Below are 21,494 nucleotides of genomic sequence, written 5' to 3' on the forward strand. Positions count from 1 at the left end.
TTAACCAGTGCGTTTCCGGGCGCGAGCCTCGGCACAGCGGCGGATGAAATCAGGACTGTAGGAATCGATATCGCCGAAGCGATCCAGGCGGAACGGCTCGGGGGGCACAAATGGGCTCTGGTTGGTGGCCAGTTCAGCAATGAGCCGGCCGATACCTCCGGACATGCCGACTCCCCCGCCGGAACAGCCGGTGGCGGCGATGAAACCGTCAATACCCGGCATGGGGCCCAGCAGGGCAAAACCATCCGGTGTGTAGCTGGACACATTGCTGACGTAATGGGCCAGCCGTAGCTCGTCCAACACAGAAAGCTGACATCGAAGCGCTTCATAGCCGCTTTCAAGAGCAAGCTCGCCAGTCGGGTCGGTATCGAAACGAAAGCCCTGGAGGTTGTCCGGTAGCGCTTTGGGGTGAACCACGACCGATTGCGTATCTCGCAACCCGAACAACAACCCGCCCACTTCCGGGCGAGCGTAGGCGCCACTGTCAGGCAGAATAGTCATCGGGCCATGGGTGGAAATTTTTGGGTGCGGCGACGATATCCAGTAATGGCTGCGAACGGGCGCCATGCCAAGGTGGATCCCCGCCTGCATCGCCAGCGCCGTACTCCAGGGGCCAGCTGCGTCAATGACTGTTCCGGCAGAGATCGTCTCACCATCGGTGAGGCGCACTCCGGTAACCCTCGAACCTTGTTGCAGGAGTTCGCTGACCTCTCGCTTCAGGAGAAAACGGGTGCCTTTGTGCCTGGCCTCGGCAGCATAGGCCTGGCAGAGCGTGTAGGGGTCAATGTAGCCATCATCCGGCAGCCATAAAGCTGAAGTGTCAGGCGTCAGCTCAAGCCAGGGGGCCAGCCGCATGCCTTCATTCGCGCTGAGACGTTCCGCCAAGACTCCGGCATCCTCTGCCCTTTGCGATGTTAGCTCGATCTGCCTTCGGCCTTCCGGTTTTGCAGACACTTGCAGACTACCCACTCTTTTCAGGGGTAACTGCTCGCCAAGGTAGCGTCCCAGCTCGTCAATCGCCCGAAACGTTTCCATCGCCATATCCGTCAGCACCCGGTGGGGGCGAACCCGGGTCAGCAATGCCGCTGCATGGCTGGTGGTTTGTTCGCCAAGCCCGTGGCGTTCGACAACGACAATGTCAAGGTTGGGGGTCTGGCTCAGATACCGGGCTATGGCACACCCAAGGATGCCGCCACCGATAATCACAACATCCGGATGGTTGGTTGTGGACATGATTGTTCCTTGCTTTACTGGTATATACCAGTTTGGCAAGAAACTGTGACTGTTTTATGAAAGGCCGATGACAGTATGGAATCGTCGTGGTGAGTGCTCAGTAAACCTCGACCTGAATACTCAATGCGTCGTGTAGCCAGAACTCCTCGTCAAATTCCACAAAGCCACCTTCAGCGTCGTGACTGCAACGGGTGACGTAGAGCCCCGCAGTGCCTATCGTCACGCCAAGCGCGCTCGCCTGCGGGCCAACAAGTGCTGTCGGGTACATTTCAATATGCTTCCCCTGCAACTCTACATCGTATTGTTCTCGCAGCAGTTTCCAAAGCGAGCGATTGAAATCGTAGGTTTCAATGGCGGGCAGGCGTTTCGGGTTGAGGTAAATGTTCTCAACCAATACAGGGCGACCATCAATCTGCCGTCGCCTGCGGAGCCACACAATTGGATCGCCGACTGCCAGGCCGGTTCTGGTCGCAAGCCAGGCATTGATTTCGGTGGGTGTAACATCCAGGGTTTCAGTAGCAGGAACGCGCCCCTGTGAGATGACGTTTTCGGAGAAACTGTAATCCTGGGTAGGCTTGTATATCAGTCTTGGTGGCGAAACAAACCAGCCTCGCCGGTTAGAACGAAATATCCGGCCTTCCGCCTCAAGCTGGGCCAGCGCCAGCCGGGCCGTTACACGGGTGGTACCCTGCTCATCAGCGAGGATCCGCTCAGAAGGCAAACGGGTATTTGGCGTTAACGATCCTTCTTCTATCCGGATCGCCAGTTGATCTCGCACTCTCATGTAGAGAGGCACGCTGTCTTCCCCGACCAACTGTTCTTGCATTCTCTCGCTCCTCAGCTAAACAAAACCAGATACACTAGAATCGCAAAGTGACTCCATTATGACAAAGCACCAATTTGTAGCGCGCTGGGCGCTTGTGTTGTACCTCATCAATTAAAAACCCAGGCCCGGCAATATCCGGACCCGGGTTTTGTTAAGTGCTACCCGGCAGAGCGATAGATGAACGCTAGCTGCACAACGCTATCTAGATACGGATGCTGGAGGGCGACAAAGCACTCAAACCAGCAGGTAAACATCGTTCTTACCGGCCCTTTTAACCCGGTACATAGCATCATCTGCCCTACGGATCAGGTCACTGCCAGCCTGCTCTCCACCCCGACCAATGGTAATACCCACGCTGGCGCCAATCGACACGGACTTTCCCGAAGGCAGGGCCACTGGCTGTGTAATGGCTTTGCGTAATCGCTCACCGACTTCCATCACACTGCCCTCTGAGGCGATATTTTCGGTAACCACCACAAACTCATCGCCTCCGATGCGTGCCACACAGTCCGTTTCCCGAGCCTCCTGCTGCAATAGGCGGGCAATGGCCTTCAGCAATTCGTCGCCCGCTTCATGGCCGTACTGGTCGTTCACGGGTTTAAATCCGTCCAGGTCGATCAGAATTACCGCCAGAAGCTCATCTCGCCGCTGGGCTCGCTGCAAAACTTCTTCCAGATGAGTCATCAGGCCATACCGGTTGTCGAGCCCGGTGAGAGGATCCTTTACTACCTGACGCTCTAGCTCGGCCTTGGCAGCTTCCAACTCCGAGGTACGTTGGGCCACCCGGTGTTCCAGCTCCCGTTCCTGCCGCTGTAGCGACAGCACCAACTCGCGCTGGGCCACTTCTTTTTGGCGTTTGAGTTCGTTAAATCGGGCTGCCAGACCAAAAGACAGCAGGATCATCTCAACGGCAGAACCGACCTGAAGGCCATAAACGGTGAAAAAATTGGACGGTATCCAGCCCAGGTTGCGCACCGATAGCAACGCGGCGCCCACCAACAGGAGCAACCAGGCCAGCAGGAAAATCCGGGCTGCAGGTATTCGGTGACGTACACCGGCAACCCCGGTGGCAATCAAAGACACCGTGGTCAACACTCCCATCATGGACATAATTTTGAGGGCATACTGCACCGGCACCAGCAGTGTCACCAGGGTTGCGCACCACCAGCAGATCGCCATGATCGACAGCCCCTGATCCCAGCGCGGGGCAATCCTGCCCATATTCAGAAAGCGCCGGGCAAACATAACCGCCAGGGTAGCGGACAAGGTATATCCGGTTGGAAGAATGCGGTTACCCCACTCCCCGACCAGCCCCGGCCAGAGTAGCAAAGGCCCCAAACCGTTCATGCTGGAGGCGGCAATACCGAAGCTGAACACAAACAAGGAATACAAGAGGAAAGAGCGCTGACGGGTACCAAGAAACAACAGAAAATTATAGAGCCCGAGCGCCACCAGCATTCCGAAGTACAAGGCCAGCCAGACATATTCCCGATCACTGTCTTCATAGAATTCAAAGGTCGGCGCCAGCCGGGCATTGAGGGTCATGCTGGCGTGTGTAGCTACCCGCAGGTAAAGCGTCGCCCTCTCCCCGGGCTCGAACGAAAGTGGGAAAACAGGCTTGCGATGCGCTACCACGCGATCCGCTGGTGCGAGTGTGCGGCCTGAGCGCATCTGTTCAACCGTGCCATTGGCACTCACCCGATAGAGGGTTATGTCATCCAGATAGGCATAGGTAAACTCAAGCATTCGGTCCAGGCGTCGGCTCGAGCGGGACTCCACTTCAATCCGCATCCAGAACACATCAGCAGTGTAGCCGTGATGAAGACCGCCTGGCACTATCGATCCGAAGGGTTCGGTGCCATTGCGCACTTGCTCGAATGTCAGCTGACCGCCTGGATCCCGCAATAGAGAAACGAAGCCGTCCAACGGCTGCGATATGCGCTCATCCAGCACCAGCGGTCGTTCTGCACTCCAGCCCGAAACCGTCGCCAGCAAAAGCCAAACAAAGACAAAGCGCTGACTTGCCAAACGACAATAACCAGGCAACAAACGCACATCTCCCTATATCTGAATGTAACAATCCAATGGTAGAGGAACCAAAATTATAGCCGTAATCAGGTTACACAGACAGGGTGAGCTTTCAGCCCGAAAGTATCAGAAAAGCGGCAGGCATGACCGTAAATGGAATCAAAGAGACACGAGAATCACGTCAGTGCAAGCAAAGCCTCAGCCAGCTTGACGTCATCGTAGCGATGGGTGTCGGAATCGTCGTTTGCGAGGTCTACGTCGATAATCTGAACCCCGAATTTCTGCGCTATCTCGTCCAACTGTTCATTGGAAACACTCGTTAACTGAGAGTCGAACAACATAAAGTCTACCGAAGGCCTCTGGGACCTGCTCACGGAGGCCTTGTTAGGCAAATGTTCAGCCAGCACCCGAACCTGATCCACCAGAGTCATACCAATCGTTTCCAGATCTACACCCAGACTGGGCACATAAACTCTGGGTGCCGGGTTTTTGTTCAAAGCCCGGGAAACCCCTTTAGGGAGAAGATTTGCAATGATGCTGCTATAAAAACTGCCCGGAGGGAAAACCAGAAGCTCGGCAGAGTCGATCAGTTTTCGTGTCTCTTTACAGACGCTGGAGGCATCCAGGGCTCCAACATCATCCGTCTCACCCCATAACTTTATCGACTTGATCGGCGAATCAATCTCTGCGGTTTCTTTACCCGTGAAGCGATTTTGCCCGGTAATCGTTCGCCCGTTTTCCAGCAAGACTTGCAATTGCAGGTCCGCGTCCGTCGTGGTGCGGACGGTGCCTCGTGTTTTAATCAACTGGCCGAACAGGAAAGCGATTGGGTCTAGTGAACGATTGTGGAAGAGATATCCGCCAGTGAGTATCAAGTTACCGATACTGGCTCCCGAAAGATCGAAGTTTTCGGGCTTCTCATGATAGAACTCTGCCAGATAGCTTTGGATCAACGAGCGCATGGGATCTGCAATTGCCTTAAGCAAAGGATGCCTGCCATCAACCAAAGCCTTCAGACTCTGCTCCAGTGCCACTTTGTTCTTCTCCTTCCCCAGCCGGTGGACAAAGAGTGCCGCTATGTCCGGGTGACCTGTAACAGAGTCATCCGCCAGGGATAGAAGGCGAGCTCGTAAATCGCCAACGGAAGGCATCGAGAAGGCTTTGCGCAGTTCTGCGGAACTGCCCCCCGAGTCAAAGGGTGTAACAAGGTGAATAGAGTTGTGGGTGTAATCTGCCAACACCCTGGAAAAATTCCTCAGCGCTGTTCCGCCGCTGAAGAAGAGAATCTTGGGCCCAAGTTCCGGCGTTTTAAGGTACCGCGCCAGGCGCAGGTCATGACCCTTGGCCAGGCCTCGTGGCAAGCTATGCGTAACACTGATGAAACGTTTTTTTGCCATACTTATCGGTGGAACCTTAAAAGGTGCAATCCAAAGGGCGTAGCGGTTGATAAACTCGTCGCCATTAAATGTTCTTACACAGGGTGAGACGACCTATCAACGCGTCAATTCTTGAGCACCTCTATTTTCTGCGATTTGAAGTAGAAAATCACTGTGAGTTAGTCGAAGTCTATTTAACCCGGCCAAACGAGGCCACAGCACAGCGGCTGATTAACCGAAAGGGTTACAGAAAAACATTGCAGGAAAAAGTCGAGCTGGCTGGCGCCATGGGTTCGCAGCGAGGCCAAATTGGTAGCCGGGGCTTCCAGCAATCGAAAGCGCTTGAGCGCCTTGCCCGACTTCTCGACCAACTCGGGCAGGCATGCTGTGAGTTCACTCAGATCGAAGGCTTGAAAGGAACACCTGAAAAACAGTTCGAAAGCGACGCGAAGCTGATTCGACGAATTCGCAAATCCCTGGCACTGGTCATGATCAATCCCGCCGACGCCAATACTCGCCAAGGCTTGAAACTGGGGCGCAGAGCGTCAAAGTTGACGGTTGGCTTGCAGGAGAAAAGCAGCCAGAAAGATAGCGCCTCAGCACCCGATAACCCGCTGACCCAGGTCGTGCACTTTCAAATTGGCCGGATGATCCATCTTCTTGCGGAAATAGCAGATGCGCTGCTCGCGGCTAACTTCGGGCCTGCGGTTCGGCTGCAAAACTACAAGCAGCTTAAAAATGCGGCCCACGCCTTCACTACAGACAATGCAACCTTCGGCGTTGAGCGCCTGGCACTGACACGCAGTGGCAGCACCATAGCCGCGCTAAAAGCCGAATATGGCACATCCAGCGAAGTCATGGCGGTTTATAAAGAAGGGCAAGCCCACAAAGTTCTTGAGGAGATATCCGGGGTCGATCAGTGGAAAAAAGTCTATCCCAAAGTCGCACCCTCGGTAATCTCCCATCATGTAGAGCATGAGGACGAAATGGGGTCGATGGTGATAGAGCATCTCCCCGGCAGAACGCTGGAATCGCTTCTACTGAACAGTCAGTGGGATAGCGCCAGCCTGCTTTTGGCCAGGCTCAACAAGACACTCAGGAAAATCTGGAAAAGCTCATGGACGCGAGAGCGGGCAGAGCCTGGATATATGCGACAACTGAGTCAACGGATGCCCGAGACACGCCAAACCCATCCGACCCTTTTTAACGACGAACAAACACTATGTGGCCTGACTCGGCCGGACTTCACGCAATTGATAGATCAGGTGGAAAGCCTGGAGAAGCAGGTCGCGCCCCCGTTTTGCGTATTGATTCATGGTGACTTCAATGTGGACAACCTGCTCTATGATGAACTACAGGACCGCATCTACTTTATTGACCTGCACCGCGCGTCCTACTCTGACTATGTGCAGGACATCTCAGTCCTGATGGTGTCAATCTATCGCTTGCCGATCATGGACTCCAATGCCAGAGCGGAAATGATGAGCCTGATCAAACAGCTTTATCAATTTGCACGCAGGTTCGCGAAAGCGAATGAGGATAGGTTCTTTGATGTTCGGTTGGCTATTGCGTTAGCGCGTTCATTTGCGACATCCACAAGATTCATTTATGACAAAGGTTTCGCAAAGAAGCTGGCCTTTCGAGCAGCTTACCTGCTCGAAGCCGTCACCTTGCTGAACTCCGAAAAACTTGAAAGATACAAACTGCCTCTGGAGGAAATTTTTAGTGACTAATAAGCGGATTGCCGTCATCGGAACTCCCGGCAAATGGTCAACCGAAGTATTGGCTGATCACCTGGAGGAATTAACCGGGTTCCGCTGCGTAGTCGACATGTCCGAGGTGGTACTGGAATTGGAAACAGGGCGGTTGCGCTACCGGGATAGAGTGCTGAACGAACTCGATGGCGTAATCATCAAGAAGATAAGTGAAATCTACTCACCGGCGGCAGACGACCGTATACGCATGCTCAATACACTGGAAGCAGATGGCGTACGCTGCTTCAGTAGCCCCGGGCAGGTAGGACGCCTGATCAATCGCCTGGAGGGCACGGCGGCCTTGGCCGATGGGGGCGTTCCCTTACCCCCGACACGAGTGACGGAAAGCACTGAGGCTGCGCTGGCCGCTATCGATGAGTTCGGCAAAGCTATCCTGAAACCGCTGTATTCTACGAAAGCCCGCGGCATGCTGGTTCTGGAGGCGGCAGACGGGCCGCAGGCAAACACGCAAAAACTGAGTGACTTCAAAAGTGAACATGGCCTCTTCTACCTGCAAAAATTTGTTCACCTCGGCGGGCAGGACCTGGGCATGGTCTTCCTGGGCGGAGAGTACCTGTGTACCTATGCCCGCGTTGGCGACGCCAACGCCTGGAATACCACCATTAACAGTGGCGGAAAATACCAGCACTTCGAGGCCGGACCGGACCTGATCGAACTTGGCCGCAAAGCCCAGTCCTGTTTCAGCCTGGACTTTACCACCGTCGATATTGCGTTGACTGACCAGGGCCCGGTGGTTTTCGAAGTATCTGCCTTCGGTGGGTTCAGTGGAGCGCTCAAAGGATGCGGCATTGACGCGGCCCAGAAGCTGTGTCGTCATGTCTTAAACGAGTTAGAGCAAAACAGATGAACGATTTTTTTGACGACAACCAGATTGCCCTGGCCAAGCGTGGGTGCACATCAGAACTGGCGCTGGCCTTCCATGGTATGGCATTCAAGATACTGTCCGATGACAGTGGAGTTTTAAACCTACTCAGGGACTACTTCTCCGGCCTGACCGAGACAGGGACAGAAACGCCCACAACACAGCAGCGCGTCTATCTGGTCAACAAGTCCATGGACACCAGCAAGATTCATTGGACGCCCGTCGAACGCATCAAAGCCAGCTCCCTCGGTCTGAAAGAAGCCTATGCCGATGTCCCTGGTGGCCGCTGGATTCATAAAGTACGTACCGGCATGGTCATGTTCCAGGCGCTGACCGATCCCATCATTTTCGGGGATCTCCGCGAACATATATCCCAGGTTATTAACTTTATTAACAATCAGTTTCTCAATTATCAGCAGCGGCAGGGGTACCTGCTGGGCCATGCCTCAGCCTTTAATATCGATGGCAGCGTTACCGCAATTGCGGCCAGTTCCGGGGGCGGAAAATCAACGCTGATGCTTAAAGCCTTGGAAGCCGACAACACACGCTTTCTTTCCAATGACCGCATTCTGTTCAAGGTGGCAGGTGACCAGGTACGCATTCTCGGACTCGCCAAACACCCGCGGGTAAATCCGGGCACCCTGATCAACTCACAACGTTTGCAATCCATTCTGCCAGAGAGCAAACGGAAGCGATTTGAGGGCATGCCCCAAGGCCAGCTATGGGATATCGAGCAAAAATACGACGTGCTGATTCCCCAGGCATACGGAGAAGATAAAGCCGCACTTTCGGGACGCCTGAAGAACCTTGTATTACTGGACTGGACTCTTGGCGCTTCCGAGCCAACGGCCTTGAGCACCGTGGATATCAGGGCAAACCCCGAAGCACTTGAAGGCCTGCGCAAAAGCCCGGGGCCCTTTTTCCAGCAAGCCGATGGCCGCTTTCCGCCTGAGCAAAGTCGGTCCGCAGATATTTATGTGGAAAACCTCAGGGGTGTGCAGATATGGCGACTTGCTGGGAAAGTCGATTTTGAGCGAGCCATTGCTCTGTTTCATGAAAAAGGCGTTCTTTAATGGCTGCACTCGCCCTGATCAGACACGGTGAGTATGAGCAACTGGCCGACACACCAAGCGCTCTTCAACCCTACCCTCTCACAGATATAGGTGCCGAGGAGGTCCGGCAGCAGGCGCAACGTTTTGGCGACTGGCTGTCCAATGCCGGTTACCGGCTCCAGGCCGAGATTCACTGCTCAACATCGCTGAGAGCCTGGCAAACTGCCGAAATATACCGACAGGAACTGACAAACTTCTTCTCGGCACCCCCCATCGTCGTCAGTTTTTCAGCACTCTGTGAACGAAGTGTCGGCGCTGTGGCCAACCTCAGTGTTGGTGAGATTGAGAGAATCGTTAAGCTGGATCCTCGCTTCGACCCTCTTCCTGATGGCTGGAAATCCGACCGTGATTTCAAACTTCCTTTTGATGGGGCTGAGTCCCTCAAGGAAGCCGGGGAGCGCGTGGCCGCCCACCTGAAAGCGCTTCCATTAGACCAGGGGGACAACCTGATACAGTTGGTTGTGGGCCACGGCGCCTCTATCCGCCACGCCAGCTTTCATATGAATGTTATAAACCTCTGCGATATTGGGCGGCTGAGTATGTTTTACGGTCAACCCGTCGTTATTGGCAAACGCGAACAAAGCTGGACCCGCTTATATGGGAACTGGAAAAACCGTCAGGTTATAGACCCCATTGATTAGAGGCACACTTCATGGCCAACCCAAAGTTCATTCCCAAAATAAGCGACAAAAAGCATCACACCGATGTCCTGAATCGCCTGCCGTCTGACTGGGAGTCCTGGCCGGAAGACAAGGCCTCCATCAATGATGCCAATGCTCTCAACACCTTCGTGAAGCGTTCCAAAAAAAACAGCTTCCGCTGGCCGAAAAAACCGGTGGTGTTCATTTCTGATGCACACGCCGATGCCGACGCTTTCGAAGCCTCACTGCTCGCAGCTGGCGTAATTAAACGACATGGCAACCACCACTGTGAATATGTGCTGACCAAGTTTGGTGAGTCGGCAGAGATCGTGGTGGGCGGCGACTGTCTCGATAAGGGCCCAAGCAACCTGGCACTGTTGCGAAGCCTCGCTCACCTCTACCGGCTCAAAGCAGATGTCACGCTTCTCGCAGGAAATCATGACCTCCGATTACTCATGGGCTTGCTTTCGCTAGAACGTGATAATGACGTCGGAAGCCAACATTTCTTCGTCCGGATGGGGAAAAAAGTCGTTCCTCTGTTCAAAGAAGTCTTTGAGCAATACCTCGCAAATTCCAAATGGCAGAAAGGGGTACCCTCGGAGGATGAGTGCCGCAGAGCATTATTCCCTGATGAAGACTGGTTTGAGAGTTTCCCTTTCTACGCCGCCGGGTTTCTGACCGCCGCGGGCATCGACCGGGAAACATCGAAGATGGAAACCAAAACCCACAAGTTCGAGCAACACTGCGCGGCAGCCGGCCTGACACTTCAACAGGTTTATGCCGCCGCAATGGTTTGTCGCTCCCTGTTTCTGAAGCGCTCTGGCGAGTTCAATTGGTTTTTCAGAAAAATGTGTCTGGTGAAACAGCGCGGCTCGTTTCTTTTCCTGCATGCAGGCCTGGATGACCGCATGGCCCAGCTACTCGCCAAGCGGGGGATCAAGTATGCCAACCGGGCATTCAAGAAAAATCTGAGCAGTCAGAACCTGTTTAATTTTTACTACAGCCCTCTTGCCAATACCTTCAGAACGAAATACCGGAATGCAGACCTCCCCCTCACCAAACGGGGCACCAAAGCAACCACAAAGGCAGGCATTTTTGTACTGGTGCAGGGGCATATTAACCAATGCGCTGGCCAGCGGATCACGCTCAAAAAAGGGCTAATACACATAGAAGCCGATATTACCCTTGACGCTCATTCCAGGCAGCGAGAGGGGCTCGACGGTTTCGGCGCCGGGGCGACCCTGATTGACAAAAAGCGCGGCGTTGTCGGCATTAGCTGCGACTACCCTCGTGCAAAAGTGTTCAAGCCCGGCCGCAACGGACGACTCCAGGAAGCCCGATAGATGAAATCAAAAACAAAGTTCAGCCACGACTCACTGCTGGATCGCCAGTCTACAAAGGAACTGCTGGAAGCCCTGGGGCGAGCGATCAAGAAGGGGCAGCTGGAATTCCAGGAGAGCGAAGGCGACCTGGTTCTGTCACCTAAAAACTTGCTTCAGGTGTCTGTGCGCGCAAGCGACGAAGGCGACAAGCAGGAAGTTGAAATACGGCTTAAGTGGCGAACCAAAGCCAAAGAGATTTCGGACACGCCACCCAAGATCAAATAATCGCCGACAGCATGAGCCACAGTACAGTGGCTCTCATATCGTCATGCACTCACACGTTGTTTTCGATGGGTAGCTCGTCGTACCAGTCTTCCATGTTGTCGTACATTTCACCTTTGAGGAGGTAGCGAGGCGCCTTCTGGTAGATTTTAATATCGTGAAACGGGTCCGTAAGGATTTTGGTCATCCAGACCAGCCCCGACTGGGGGCCCATCAGCCTGAACAGGTGCAGGGTTCTGAACAATACCGCGCCTATACCGATGAACAGCCATACCAAAGCGGTGTTACTGATAAATCCAGCCAGATCCATTGCCGGAGTAAGCACACCAAACAAATCCGGGCTCAACAACAGCGCCAGAGGCGTTGCAGCCCAGATCGACAGCAGCACGACTTTTCGACTCAGGTTATAGCCGACTTTCACACTTTCTTTGTAGTCGTGGCTCGCCTGGTTTACCTCATCATAGGTCTTGGGCTCGAAGAAGAAGTGCCCGGTCTGACGCAGCACCATCGCCAGCAACCAACCGATCAGGGCCGCAGCCGCCGGATGGAAAAACACCAAGCCATAGCTGACCACAAAACAACAGGCACTCAGCAAGTGCAGAGACTGGTTAATCCGGTTGTGATGGTAGTAACGGTGGTCATCCCATCGTTGTTTTTGTAATTCCTCAAGAAAGGTCATATCGGTTTCCTCAGGTATCAAAAGCTGTATCGGTTTTTGTGGATAGACCGGAATCACGCCCGGCCTGGCAATGGGTGGCCTGTAAGCAATGCTTCTCCAACTTTTATGCAGTGGCCTTCATCGATTCCGGCGATGCGCTGGTACTGCTCTGAAGCAAAGACAAGGATTGTCGAACCGTGTTGGAAGTACCCCATCTCCTGCCCTTTGACGAATTCCGCGTCACAGGTAATCCGATTAGCTCCCCGGTATTTCAGATCCAGTGGCTCGGCCAGAAAATGAAACTTCATACTTGCTACAAGAATGGCGGCAACCGGCACCAGCGTCAGGCTGTATCCGGGGTCATCCAGGCGTAGCTCGAGAACGGCCCGTTCGTTTTTGCAGAAGAGTTTTTCCACCCGTTTCAAAGCAATCGGGTTAACGTTCCAGGTGTCGCCAGAAACGTAATCTACCTGTGAAACATGGCAGTCCACCGGCGCATGGAAACGATGATACATACTGGATTTGAGGCGCAGAGTGACAAACTGACCATTGCGATAACGCGCTGCCTGCGCTGCATCCGGTATCAGTTCGTCCAGTGAGTAGGGAAAACCCTTGGCCTGAAACACACGATTGCCTTCAATGCGTCCGCAGGCCCCAACGATGGCATCACAAGGACTGCAAACAACACCCGGGTGCATGTCGAGGGGGCGAAGCCCGGGTTTGAGCTGACGCGTAAAACACTCCATCAGACTTCGGAAACGCGGGGTTCTGGCATCCTGCAACCTGAGGTCGTCGGCAAAACACTGCCAGACTGCGATGGAGATGCGCGCCAGTATCGGGCTTTCGATCCGGCTGAACCATCCCATGAACAATGTTAACCAGCGCCGGGGAATGCGGTTGGTCAACAGGAAGTTCAGCTTTTCGCCGGCGCTCAGACTGGCTGTTGTTTTACTCATCTAACCACCACATCTTCACACTCAACCCGCCTTCCCGGAGCAATCTCTCTGTTCCGACAAGGGGCCGGACTGAGGCGCGTGCTGGCGCGTTACAAGTGGCCCGAATAGCCGGCCGGCCAGAAACGGAAACCGCGCTACAAGCATATCAACCAGAAACTGGCGCTTGATCGCTTTGTTCGTCAGTGTCGGGCTTTGCCACCACCAGCCGCCAGCTTGCATCTGATGAGCGGCGGAAACGAACCTCTCGATCACCTCGTCGAAATCCTCGTCGGTAAAGCTGTAGCTCATAATCAGCCGGCCGGTTCCGGTCCAACTGAGTTCCAGCCCCGCCTGCCGCAAATAGAACTGGAACATCCAGTTGTACCGGCTGGGCCTGGTGTAGAGCACTGACAATATGGAATGAATGTTGGTAATCCGCAGAGGCAGCGCTTCAGTATCCAGGCGCTGGTTAAGTCTGGTGACACGGCCATTCCAGAGACTTTCGGAATCCTGATATTGCAGCTGAATATCCACTTTTTGAATTCGTTTAAGAAACACATTCATCGCACCCATAACATAGGGGTGCGAATTGAAGGTGCCGCGGGCAAAGGAGACATTAACAGGCTGATCTTCTTTAAAGCGCCGCATCAGTGAATGGGTGCCCGCTACCACACCAATCGGCAGGCCTCCGCCCAGGGTTTTGCCATAGGTAACCAGATCCGCCTGTATGCCATAGAATTCCTGGGCACCGCGATAGGCCAACCGAAAGCCGGTAAATACCTCGTCAAAAATCAACACAATGCCTCGCTGGCTGCAAACCTCCCGCACCTGGGCAAGCCAGTCAGAGTAACCTTGTTTATCAAAGCCATTGCTGCGGTCGCTGGCAACCAGGGAGGTATCCGAAGGCGCATCACTGTTAGGGTGGAAAGCCTGCAAGGGGTTGATCAGTACACAGGCGATGTCATTGCGGGTGCGCAGTATGTACAGAGTCTGCTCACTCATATCGGCAAGTGTATAAACATCCCGGGCTTTGCGCGTGTTGCCGATACCTGGCTGAACTCCGTCCCACCAACCGTGGTAGGCACCGCAAAAGCGAACCAGGTGGGTCTTGCCGGTGTGGTATCGAGCCAGGCGCACGGCTTGCATGACCGCTTCGGTCCCGGACATGTGAAAAGACACTTCATCAAGCCCGGATATCTGTCGAATCATCTCGACATTTTCCGTAATCAGCGGGTGGTAAGCGCCCAGAACCGGCCCAAGCTCCCGGGTTTGTTCAATCCCCTCCGCCATACACTGCTTGTAAAAGTCGTAGCCGAACACATTGACGCCGTAGGAGCCAGACAAGTCATAGCGCCAGTTGCCGTCGAGGTCCTTGATCTGGGAACCACGGGTTTCGTCCGCCATTGAGCCTGACCTGAAACACTCAGGCAGTTGCTGGCTATAAGGAAAAGGCACCCGATAGCGGCTGGTAAAGCGCACATCCGAAATGCTGTTCTCGATTTTACGACAGTGCGCCAGGGTTTCAGGGGATTCCTGCTCTGCTCTAGTTTGCAGATCCCGAAGTGCCTTTCGACGCTGCTGGATTACCTGCGCGGGCGCGCCGTCACTGGCAAAAAAACCAGCCTCATCGTAACTGAAGAAAGGTACCAGACGGGCAACACGACGAGACCAGTTGCTGTGCCCCCGAAGAGAAGGATGTTTCGCCCGCGACAACTGTAGTCTTACCAGGATTCTGTAAATCAGGTAAAGGCTGATAGTTGTTGCCAGGGCGTAAATAGTGATGGCAGAAGTCATAGACCGTGTTCCCGCTACTTTACTCGAAAGTAGCGGTCTGAAGTGACGGCGCTGTGTCTCTTTCTCTACCGTTTTGTGACACGCTCTGAAAACGCCGGGCGGCGTTTTCTGTGCTGCCGACTGTTACCTATAGCCCTCCGATACAGGCAGACCGATGGCCTTTCGGGACTTCAAGAACCTGGTCATGTCAGCGACCGGCAATGGGCGGCAGAACAAATATCCCTGAAGCTGATCACACCCTTCACCAGCCAGATGCGCGGCCTGCTCTGGCGTTTCAACACCCTCGGCGGTTGAACGAAGCCCGAGACTTTTGGCTATAAACAGCACGGCTGAAACCAGAGCGGCATCCTTGGGATCAACCAGCATATCCCGCACGAAACTTTTATCGATTTTTAGTTTTCCTATCGGCAATTCCTGTAGAAGGCTCAAAGAGGAGTAGCCGGTACCAAAATCATCCAGTGAAATAGTCACTCCTTTTTGCCGCATTGCATCCAGGTCGCTGATCACCTCCGATTTGATTTTCATGAGAGCCGTTTCGGTGATTTCCAGCTCCAGCTGAGCGGGCTTGAGCCCATTATCTTTCAATACCTTAGATACAATCGCACCAAGGTTTTGGCGCTGAAGCTGTATCGCGGAGACATTGACAGAAACACAAGCATCGGTGAAACCGGCAGCCTGCCAGACGCTTAACTGATAACCGGCCTCCCGCAAAACCCACTCACCAATCGGAAGAATCAGACCGCTATCCTCGGCGATCGGGATAAACTTGTCCGGGGGAATAATCCCTTCCAGCGGGTCGTTCCAACGCAGAAGCGCCTCCAGCCCGACGATTTTACCGGTTCGGGCCTGTATCAGCGGTTGATAGTAAAGCTCCAGTTCGTCGTTCTCTATTGCGCGTCTCAACCTGCCTTCCAGTGAGATATGCTCAAACGCCGCACGATTATATGAGGCCGAATAGAACTGGAAATTGTTACGCCCTTGCTCCTTGGCCTGATACATCGCGGCATCGGCACGCTTTATCAGATCGTCCACGTCTGTTCCGTCATCGGGAAACAGAGAAATGCCAATACTGCTTCCACTATAGATCTCGTTCTCACCCAGCTGGAATGGCACCGTCATGATTTCGAGGATACGCAAGGCTACCTTGGCTGCATCCGGGGAACCCTTGACCCTGGGCAACAGAATAATGAACTCGTCGCCGCCGAGGCGGGCGAGAATATCATCCGTGTTTTCTGAGTGTTCCAACTGAACAACGTCCTCAGCGCGCAATACCGAGGTAAGGCGGTTTGCCATTTCTTTGAGAAGCTCATCACCCACCTGGTGTCCCAAGGTGTCGTTAACCCGCTTGAAGTTATCCAGATCAAGAAACAGAACAGCCATTTTGCTGCTTTCTCTGCTGGCCAAAGCAATCATGTGGCGCAAGTTTTCATGGGCGCGAAAACGATTAGGCAAACCGGTAAGGCTGTCGTGGTAGGCCAGCCGCTCGATTTTGATGCGTGATTTTTCAAGATTGCCGGCCATTTCCTGAAAACTCAGCCCCAGCAAACCAAATTCATCTTTGGTGGACAGAGCGATCTTTGGCGCCAGGTTTCCGTGGCTAATCTCACGAATGGCACCCATTAACTGCCTCAATGGTCGAACCATGAGAAAGTTCATGGCCATCAACAGCGCAACAACCATCAGAAATACGGTGCTACATATGATCCAGACAACGATATCCCCCAGGCGCTGGCTTTCTGCAAGCAATTCTTCCTCGGGCAAAACCCCGATCAACAGCAGGTCTTCGTTCAGGCGCCGGGTCGCCAACAAAATGTCCTCGTTTTGAAAAGACGCAGGTATAAGCTGCTCACCGGTTCCTATGCTGAAAATCTTATTCAACAAGGGTGAAGGCAACTCCTGGCCCAGCCGGGAAGAATCCCGGTGGAAAACAATCCTGCCGGTTTTGTCGACCACAAGCGTATGGCCGTTTTCGCCAATCCGGCTGGCGCTCACCTGGTCCTGCAGAAAACCGAGCCCCATAGTCACTACCAGATAGCCGCGTAGCGCTGGGGTGCCATTTAGCGGATCCTGGGTAGTCAGATCAATCAATCGAATGGGGCGCGCGACCTGCAGCGACATTGAGTGGCTATCAGGAACAGGCGTAACCTGGACATATGTTTCACCTTTGAAACCACTCAGCTCCTGGAAAAAAGGTGTATCACCTTCTTCTTCCGTCGCATTTGGCAGGGGCACCAGGGTCGCACGTGCGTCTTCGTAACCATCCGGCAGCAAAAACCGGATCTCGGTGTAGTCGGGATAGGCACGCAGGTAACTGGAAAACAGCTTGAGAAGAGAAGGAAGCATGAGTACGTATCGCTCTTCCTCGTCTTCCGTCAGCGCATAAGCGCGCATGAGTGAGGCGTCCGCGAACAGTTTGGCATTCGCTTTGGCAACGTCCTGATGCACCTGAAAGCTACGCACCACCTGGGCCATTATTGTTGTCATCTGGCTGGAGCTGCGCTCTATCGCCGTTGAGCGCAGTTGGTCATAAGCCAACCATCCCAGGATCAACAGCGGGATCACGGCTAAAGGTACAACAACTAACAGAACCTTGGCATGAAGACGCATAGAGTAAATCAGTCTCAGTCGACGAGGCGTGAAAATATGGTCGCGCGGAGTTTTTCAGTCCGGGCAGGCAAACGCCGATAGGTTTCCGACTTTTCCAGGGCTTCCTCACTCGGATAAATAACCGGGTCGTTTCTGAAATCCTCAGGCAACAGGGCTTCAGCGGCCAGGTTCGGCGTAGCAAAATAGACGAATTGCGCCAGTTGCGCAGCAATCTCTGGCTCGTTGAGAAAATTGATGAACTGTTTTGCGGCCGCCTTGTTAGCAGAGGCGCTGAGCACACTCAGATAGTCGACCCAGATACTGCTGCCCTCTTTCGGGAGGACAAACGCAATCTCATCATGATATTCCTGAACCTCCAGGGCACCGCCATTGTATATCATACTCATGACAACCTGGCCGTTCACCAGAGCAGAGTTTTTGCCCCTGGACACGTACTTGTAGGTTTTGACGGCCGGGGCCTGCGCCTGTAGTAGTGCTTCGGCTGCCGCAAGTTCCTTTGCATCAGTACTGTTAATGGAATAACCCAGAGCCTTCAAGGCAACAGTGATAAGGTCCCTTGCATCACTGATCATCGCCACCCGGCCCTGTATTTCTTTTTCCGGCCGCAACAGATCCATCCAGCTTGAAACAGCAAAAGGCACCAGATCCTTGCGGTAAGCAATCCCCAGGGTACCCCAGAAATAGGGCACGCTATACTTCTCCGCTTTGTCGTGAAGGGCGCGCCAATGCGGGTCCACATGCTTCAAATTGGGGATGTCCGTTTCATTAATCGGCTCAAGCCACCCACGTTTTGCCAAAATCCGGATCGAAGCGCCGTTGATCAGCGCTATATCGTAGCCTCGCCCGCCTGTCTCCAGGAGCACTTCATCCCGGGCAGCATCCGATTCGAAATAGGTTTGTTTCACTGAAATGCCTGTGCGCTGCCTGAACTCCTCAACAATCTCCGGATCCATGTATCCCTGCCAACTGAGGAGTGCCAACTCCCTTGGCTCGGCTGCTTGCAGTGGCAAACTGAGCACAATCAGGATGAGCGCAATCCAGGGGTTCCTGAACTTGCCTGAAAAGACTTTGTGGTTGGTCATAGTTACAGGCCCACCCATTAAGGGAGCGATGACTAATAAACAATACGCGAGAAAATTGCAGCTCGATTTTTTTGCACCCGAGGAGGCAAACGCCGATAGGCTTCAGAATTCTCTAGCGCTTCGCCAGTCGGATAAATAATGGGGTCGCTCTTGAATTCCGCCGGCAGCAATGCTTCAGCGGCTCGGTTAGGGGTGGCATAGTAGACATAACGCGCCAGCCGCGCGGCTATCTCTGGCTCATTGAGGAAATTGATGAAGAGCTTTGCCTCGGTTTTGCGGGAGGAGGCACTGAGTATGCTCAAGTAATCCGTCCAGATATTGCCACCTTCTTTGGGCAATACAAACGCAATATCATCACTATGCTGCTGCAGCATTCGGGTATCACCGTTGTACATCATGCTCATGACAATCTGGCCGGACAGCAGTGCCGAATCCTCGTCCAGGGAAAGATATCGATAGGTCTTGACCGCGGGAGCCTGCGCTTGCAACAACGCCTCGGCCTCTTTCAACTCCTTCTCGTCGATGCTGTTGAGCGAATATCTGAGCGCCTTTAAAGCAGCGCCGATCATATCCGCACCGTCACCAATCATGCTGACTTTGCCATGCAGCTCCTCAGCCGGGCGCAACAGGTCCATCCAGCTTGAAACCTTAAAGGGCACAAGATCCTTGCGGTAAACAATACCGAGCGTGCCCCAGAAATAAGGCACGCCAAAGTCTTCAGCCTGCACAAACGCGGAACGCCAACGTGGATCTATGTGTTTCAGATTAGGGATGCTCGATTCATCAATGCGCTCAAGCCAACCGCGCTTGGCCAGAATACGGATAGAAGCACCGTTGATGAGCGCTACATCGTAGCCCTTCCCTTCCGACTCAAGGAGTAACTCGCCGCGGGCAGTATCTGAGTCAAAATAACTTTGCCTTACTGAAATACCAGTGCGCCGTTCAAACTCAGCGAGAATGCCCGGATCCATATAATTCGGCCAATTGAGGAACACCAGCTCTTTTGATTTTGCCGCTGGCGCAAACCCTGATGTTACGAGCAATAAAACCGCAACCAATATAATGCTGCCCGAACGCATAGTTTTTCCATCAGTTACGGGAGAAAACACATAGCTAACTCCATGCCAAAGAGCAGCCATTCTCAATTAATCGGCGAACAAGTCGAGCTTTCAGTCAATTCTGACAGTGCCCAGGGTTAACGTTAATGCTATTCCCATCAACCGTACAGGGTTGGTTACAATCTCTACTCAAACCGTTACCGCCTTGATAAATAGCAGTTGCACAACTGTTGTTGTTCATCAGCAAAAATTACAGAGCAGCTACTCGCACGCCCTCTACCAGCATATGACGGTAAATTGACGCAACAAGTAACCAAACGGCGTCAAAATTAACACCATTTAACACCTCTGAGCGCTAGCATTGCATCGTCCACTTTCTCTGGAGTTGCAATGAATACCTTCCAAACACGCACACGGCTCGGTTTCTTCGCCATAGCGCTAAGCTCTCTTCTTTCAGCCTGCGGCGGGGGTGATTCATCAACTTCAAAAGCTGAGACTCCCGACGTATCGGTGAGTACTCCTGACAACGGCGCTTCCTCTGGAGAAAGCGAGAACCAAAAGCTCTGGGTAGAAGGCTATGCCGTCAAGGGCGCCATTGAAGGCGGGCTGGTATCGATCTGGCGCCACGAGGCTGACGTCGTGGACAGCGGTTGGGAGCAGATAGGGGAAACCGTCAGAACCAACCAGAACGGCGGATTCCGAATTTCAGTACCTGAAGACTATTCAGCACGGTCGCTGAAAGTCATATTGCAGTCAGATACCCAAACTCGCATGCGCTGTGACGCACAACCCGCATGCAACACGCCATCCGGCGTCACCGTCGGCTTTGGCGAGTGGTTCTGGCCGGGCAACAATCTGGTTTTGAAGTCGCTTGTGGATCCTTCCGATAGCAGTAGAGCTGTGGCTTTGACCCCACTGGCAACTCTGGCATTCGAAAAATTCCTCAAATTTTCCGATGGCGGCTTGAATCTATTTATCGAACTGCTCAGCGACCAGGAAGAGCGCTTCGGGCTTGACGATGGCGCTCTGTCCAGAAGGCCTGTAGATCTCGCAGCATCTGATTTAGGAAGCGTTCAAGCGTCGGACCTGAAGACCGCGTTGCTGAATATCGCGTTTCTTAGCCTCGTCGACGGTGACCGCTGGCGCACGCTGGGTGATGTGCTTGAAACCGCCAGGGAGAGCGCCGATGCAAGTGGAGACTTACCGCTTAGCGCCGGAGATGATCTCGAGCTGAGCGTTGAACTGTTGGCGCTGGCAGGCATGCTTCAGGCTGAATATTTGCAGTCGCAACTGGCAGATGCAGGTGTCCGGGACAATGTTCTTGCTGACGCAATCGCGAGCCTGGAGGAGACACTGGGGTCGACCGGCCACATCACTTCGCCCCAACCAGAGCCCGCTCCAGAACCGGCACCTCAACCCGAGCCGACCCCCGAACCTGCGCCGCAGCCTAAACCGGAGCCAGAACCCACACCCCAGCCTGAACCAACGCCTGATGCCCCGACTCAGCCAATGCCCGAGCCGAGCCCAGAGCCAGAACCTGCACCCACTCCAGAGCCCGTACCAGATCCCGAACCGCTGATTGGCTCCGCGAAAATGAGCTGGAATGCCCCTTCAACCCGGGTGAACGGTGAGTCCCTGGCTATGGGCGAGATTGAACAGTACGTCGTTCGATACGGCACCGAACAGGACATCGAAGAAAGATCTAATGAAGTAACTGTGGAAGATGGACAGGCAATGGAATACGAAGTCGCCGGGCTTACCGAGGGCACCTGGTACTTTGCCATCAAAACCATTGACACAAACGGCCTTGAGAGCGATTGGTCCACGACTGTGAGCAAAACGATTTCCCGGTAAACCCGGGGGATCGCAGTGACCTCCGAACATTGACTAACACTGCCTTGAT

Annotated in this window: 17 protein-coding genes; 7 read left to right on the forward strand and 10 right to left on the reverse strand. The window is 53.8% G+C overall.

The features are described 5' to 3' along the window. The 4 genes from Q4606_RS10575 to Q4606_RS10590 form a co-directional block, all read right to left on the reverse strand. Positions 1–1,233 (reverse strand): FAD-binding oxidoreductase, encoded by a 1,233-nt coding sequence (locus tag Q4606_RS10575; protein ID WP_303607487.1) that lies wholly within the window; start codon positions 1,231–1,233, stop codon positions 1–3. A gap of 97 nt (positions 1,234–1,330) precedes the next feature. Beyond that, positions 1,331–2,059 (reverse strand): UTRA domain-containing protein, encoded by a 729-nt coding sequence (locus tag Q4606_RS10580; RefSeq protein WP_303597001.1) that lies wholly within the window; start codon positions 2,057–2,059, stop codon positions 1,331–1,333. A gap of 234 nt (positions 2,060–2,293) precedes the next feature. Further along, positions 2,294–4,108: a 7TM diverse intracellular signaling domain-containing protein gene (locus tag Q4606_RS10585; RefSeq protein WP_303607488.1), complete on the reverse strand. Its 1,815-nt coding sequence runs from the start codon at positions 4,106–4,108 to the stop codon at positions 2,294–2,296. A gap of 155 nt (positions 4,109–4,263) precedes the next feature. Beyond that, a complete protein-coding gene (locus tag Q4606_RS10590; protein ID WP_303607489.1) occupies positions 4,264–5,484 on the reverse strand; it encodes a GAK system CofD-like protein in 1,221 nt (406 codons plus the stop codon). 236 nt (positions 5,485–5,720) lie between these two features. On the opposite strand from Q4606_RS10590, the gene Q4606_RS10595 reads away from it, so the two are divergent. From Q4606_RS10595 to Q4606_RS10620, 6 genes are read left to right on the forward strand one after another with little or no spacing between them, the layout of a single operon-like run. Next, a complete protein-coding gene (locus tag Q4606_RS10595) occupies positions 5,721–7,196 on the forward strand; it encodes a phosphotransferase family protein (protein WP_303596998.1) in 1,476 nt (491 codons plus the stop codon). Continuing rightward, the gene (locus Q4606_RS10600) at positions 7,189–8,085 is read left to right on the forward strand and encodes a GAK system ATP-grasp enzyme (protein ID WP_303607490.1); all 897 of its coding nucleotides are present in this window, start codon (positions 7,189–7,191) and stop codon (positions 8,083–8,085) included. The genes Q4606_RS10595 and Q4606_RS10600 overlap by 8 nt, the downstream gene beginning before the upstream one ends. After that, positions 8,082–9,173: an HprK-related kinase B gene (locus Q4606_RS10605; RefSeq protein WP_303607491.1), complete on the forward strand. Its 1,092-nt coding sequence runs from the start codon at positions 8,082–8,084 to the stop codon at positions 9,171–9,173. The genes Q4606_RS10600 and Q4606_RS10605 overlap by 4 nt, the downstream gene beginning before the upstream one ends. Next, positions 9,173–9,853 (forward strand): histidine phosphatase family protein, encoded by a 681-nt coding sequence (locus Q4606_RS10610; protein WP_303607492.1) that lies wholly within the window; start codon positions 9,173–9,175, stop codon positions 9,851–9,853. The genes Q4606_RS10605 and Q4606_RS10610 overlap by 1 nt, the downstream gene beginning before the upstream one ends. 11 nt (positions 9,854–9,864) lie before the next feature. Beyond that, on the forward strand, positions 9,865–11,196 hold the full coding sequence (locus Q4606_RS10615; RefSeq protein ID WP_303607493.1) for a metallophosphoesterase: 1,332 nt from the start codon (positions 9,865–9,867) through the stop codon (positions 11,194–11,196). Next, the gene (locus tag Q4606_RS10620) at positions 11,197–11,460 is read left to right on the forward strand and encodes an amphi-Trp domain-containing protein (RefSeq protein ID WP_303596993.1); all 264 of its coding nucleotides are present in this window, start codon (positions 11,197–11,199) and stop codon (positions 11,458–11,460) included. A 49-nt stretch (positions 11,461–11,509) separates the two neighbouring features. Here Q4606_RS10620 and Q4606_RS10625 read toward each other — a convergent pair whose 3' ends face one another. The 6 genes from Q4606_RS10625 to Q4606_RS10650 all read right to left on the reverse strand — a co-directional run bounded on the left by Q4606_RS10625 (position 11,510) and on the right by Q4606_RS10650 (position 19,612). Then, complete coding sequence (locus tag Q4606_RS10625) at positions 11,510–12,136, reverse strand: hypothetical protein (protein WP_303607494.1); 627 nt, start codon at positions 12,134–12,136, stop codon at positions 11,510–11,512. A 53-nt stretch (positions 12,137–12,189) separates the two neighbouring features. Further along, on the reverse strand, positions 12,190–13,071 hold the full coding sequence (gene asd / locus Q4606_RS10630; protein WP_303607495.1) for an archaetidylserine decarboxylase: 882 nt from the start codon (positions 13,069–13,071) through the stop codon (positions 12,190–12,192). A 21-nt stretch (positions 13,072–13,092) separates the two neighbouring features. Further along, positions 13,093–14,844, reverse strand: coding sequence for an aminotransferase class III-fold pyridoxal phosphate-dependent enzyme (locus tag Q4606_RS10635; RefSeq protein ID WP_303607496.1), 1,752 nt, complete (start codon positions 14,842–14,844; stop codon positions 13,093–13,095). Between the two features lie 123 nt (positions 14,845–14,967). Then, positions 14,968–17,451 carry an EAL domain-containing protein gene (locus tag Q4606_RS10640; protein ID WP_303607497.1) on the reverse strand — a complete coding sequence of 828 codons (2,484 nt, stop codon included), beginning with the start codon at positions 17,449–17,451 and terminating at the stop codon, positions 14,968–14,970. A 14-nt stretch (positions 17,452–17,465) separates the two neighbouring features. Continuing rightward, complete coding sequence (locus Q4606_RS10645; RefSeq protein ID WP_303607498.1) at positions 17,466–18,533, reverse strand: spermidine/putrescine ABC transporter substrate-binding protein; 1,068 nt, start codon at positions 18,531–18,533, stop codon at positions 17,466–17,468. Between the two features lie 32 nt (positions 18,534–18,565). After that, positions 18,566–19,612, reverse strand: coding sequence for a spermidine/putrescine ABC transporter substrate-binding protein (locus Q4606_RS10650; RefSeq protein ID WP_303596987.1), 1,047 nt, complete (start codon positions 19,610–19,612; stop codon positions 18,566–18,568). A 369-nt stretch (positions 19,613–19,981) separates the two neighbouring features. Here Q4606_RS10650 and Q4606_RS10655 point away from each other — a divergent pair, with 369 nt between their 5' ends. Next, on the forward strand, positions 19,982–21,445 hold the full coding sequence (locus Q4606_RS10655) for a fibronectin type III domain-containing protein (RefSeq protein WP_303607499.1): 1,464 nt from the start codon (positions 19,982–19,984) through the stop codon (positions 21,443–21,445). The last annotated feature ends 49 nt before the right edge of the window (positions 21,446–21,494 follow it).

This window comes from Marinobacter sp. 1_MG-2023, from assembly GCF_030549045.1.
Classification (GTDB): domain Bacteria; phylum Pseudomonadota; class Gammaproteobacteria; order Pseudomonadales; family Oleiphilaceae; genus Marinobacter.

Excerpts from the sequence above, each read along its gene's own strand:
- Q4606_RS10575 (WP_303607487.1), bottom strand. The coding sequence starts at position 1,233 with ATGTCCACAACCAACCATCCGGATGTTGTGATTATCGGTGGCGGCATC.
- Q4606_RS10580 (WP_303597001.1), bottom strand. The coding sequence starts at position 2,059 with ATGCAAGAACAGTTGGTCGGGGAAGACAGCGTGCCTCTCTACATGAGA.
- Q4606_RS10590 (WP_303607489.1), bottom strand. The coding sequence starts at position 5,484 with ATGGCAAAAAAACGTTTCATCAGTGTTACGCATAGCTTGCCACGAGGC.
- Q4606_RS10605 (WP_303607491.1), top strand. The coding sequence starts at position 8,082 with ATGAACGATTTTTTTGACGACAACCAGATTGCCCTGGCCAAGCGTGGG.
- Q4606_RS10610 (WP_303607492.1), top strand. The coding sequence starts at position 9,173 with ATGGCTGCACTCGCCCTGATCAGACACGGTGAGTATGAGCAACTGGCC.
- Q4606_RS10615 (WP_303607493.1), top strand. The coding sequence starts at position 9,865 with ATGGCCAACCCAAAGTTCATTCCCAAAATAAGCGACAAAAAGCATCAC.
- Q4606_RS10620 (WP_303596993.1), top strand. The coding sequence starts at position 11,197 with ATGAAATCAAAAACAAAGTTCAGCCACGACTCACTGCTGGATCGCCAG.
- Q4606_RS10625 (WP_303607494.1), bottom strand. The coding sequence starts at position 12,136 with ATGACCTTTCTTGAGGAATTACAAAAACAACGATGGGATGACCACCGT.
- asd (WP_303607495.1), bottom strand. The coding sequence starts at position 13,071 with ATGAGTAAAACAACAGCCAGTCTGAGCGCCGGCGAAAAGCTGAACTTC.
- Q4606_RS10635 (WP_303607496.1), bottom strand. The coding sequence starts at position 14,844 with ATGACTTCTGCCATCACTATTTACGCCCTGGCAACAACTATCAGCCTT.
- Q4606_RS10640 (WP_303607497.1), bottom strand. The coding sequence starts at position 17,451 with ATGCGTCTTCATGCCAAGGTTCTGTTAGTTGTTGTACCTTTAGCCGTG.
- Q4606_RS10645 (WP_303607498.1), bottom strand. The coding sequence starts at position 18,533 with ATGACCAACCACAAAGTCTTTTCAGGCAAGTTCAGGAACCCCTGGATT.
- Q4606_RS10650 (WP_303596987.1), bottom strand. The coding sequence starts at position 19,612 with ATGCGTTCGGGCAGCATTATATTGGTTGCGGTTTTATTGCTCGTAACA.
- Q4606_RS10655 (WP_303607499.1), top strand. The coding sequence starts at position 19,982 with ATGAATACCTTCCAAACACGCACACGGCTCGGTTTCTTCGCCATAGCG.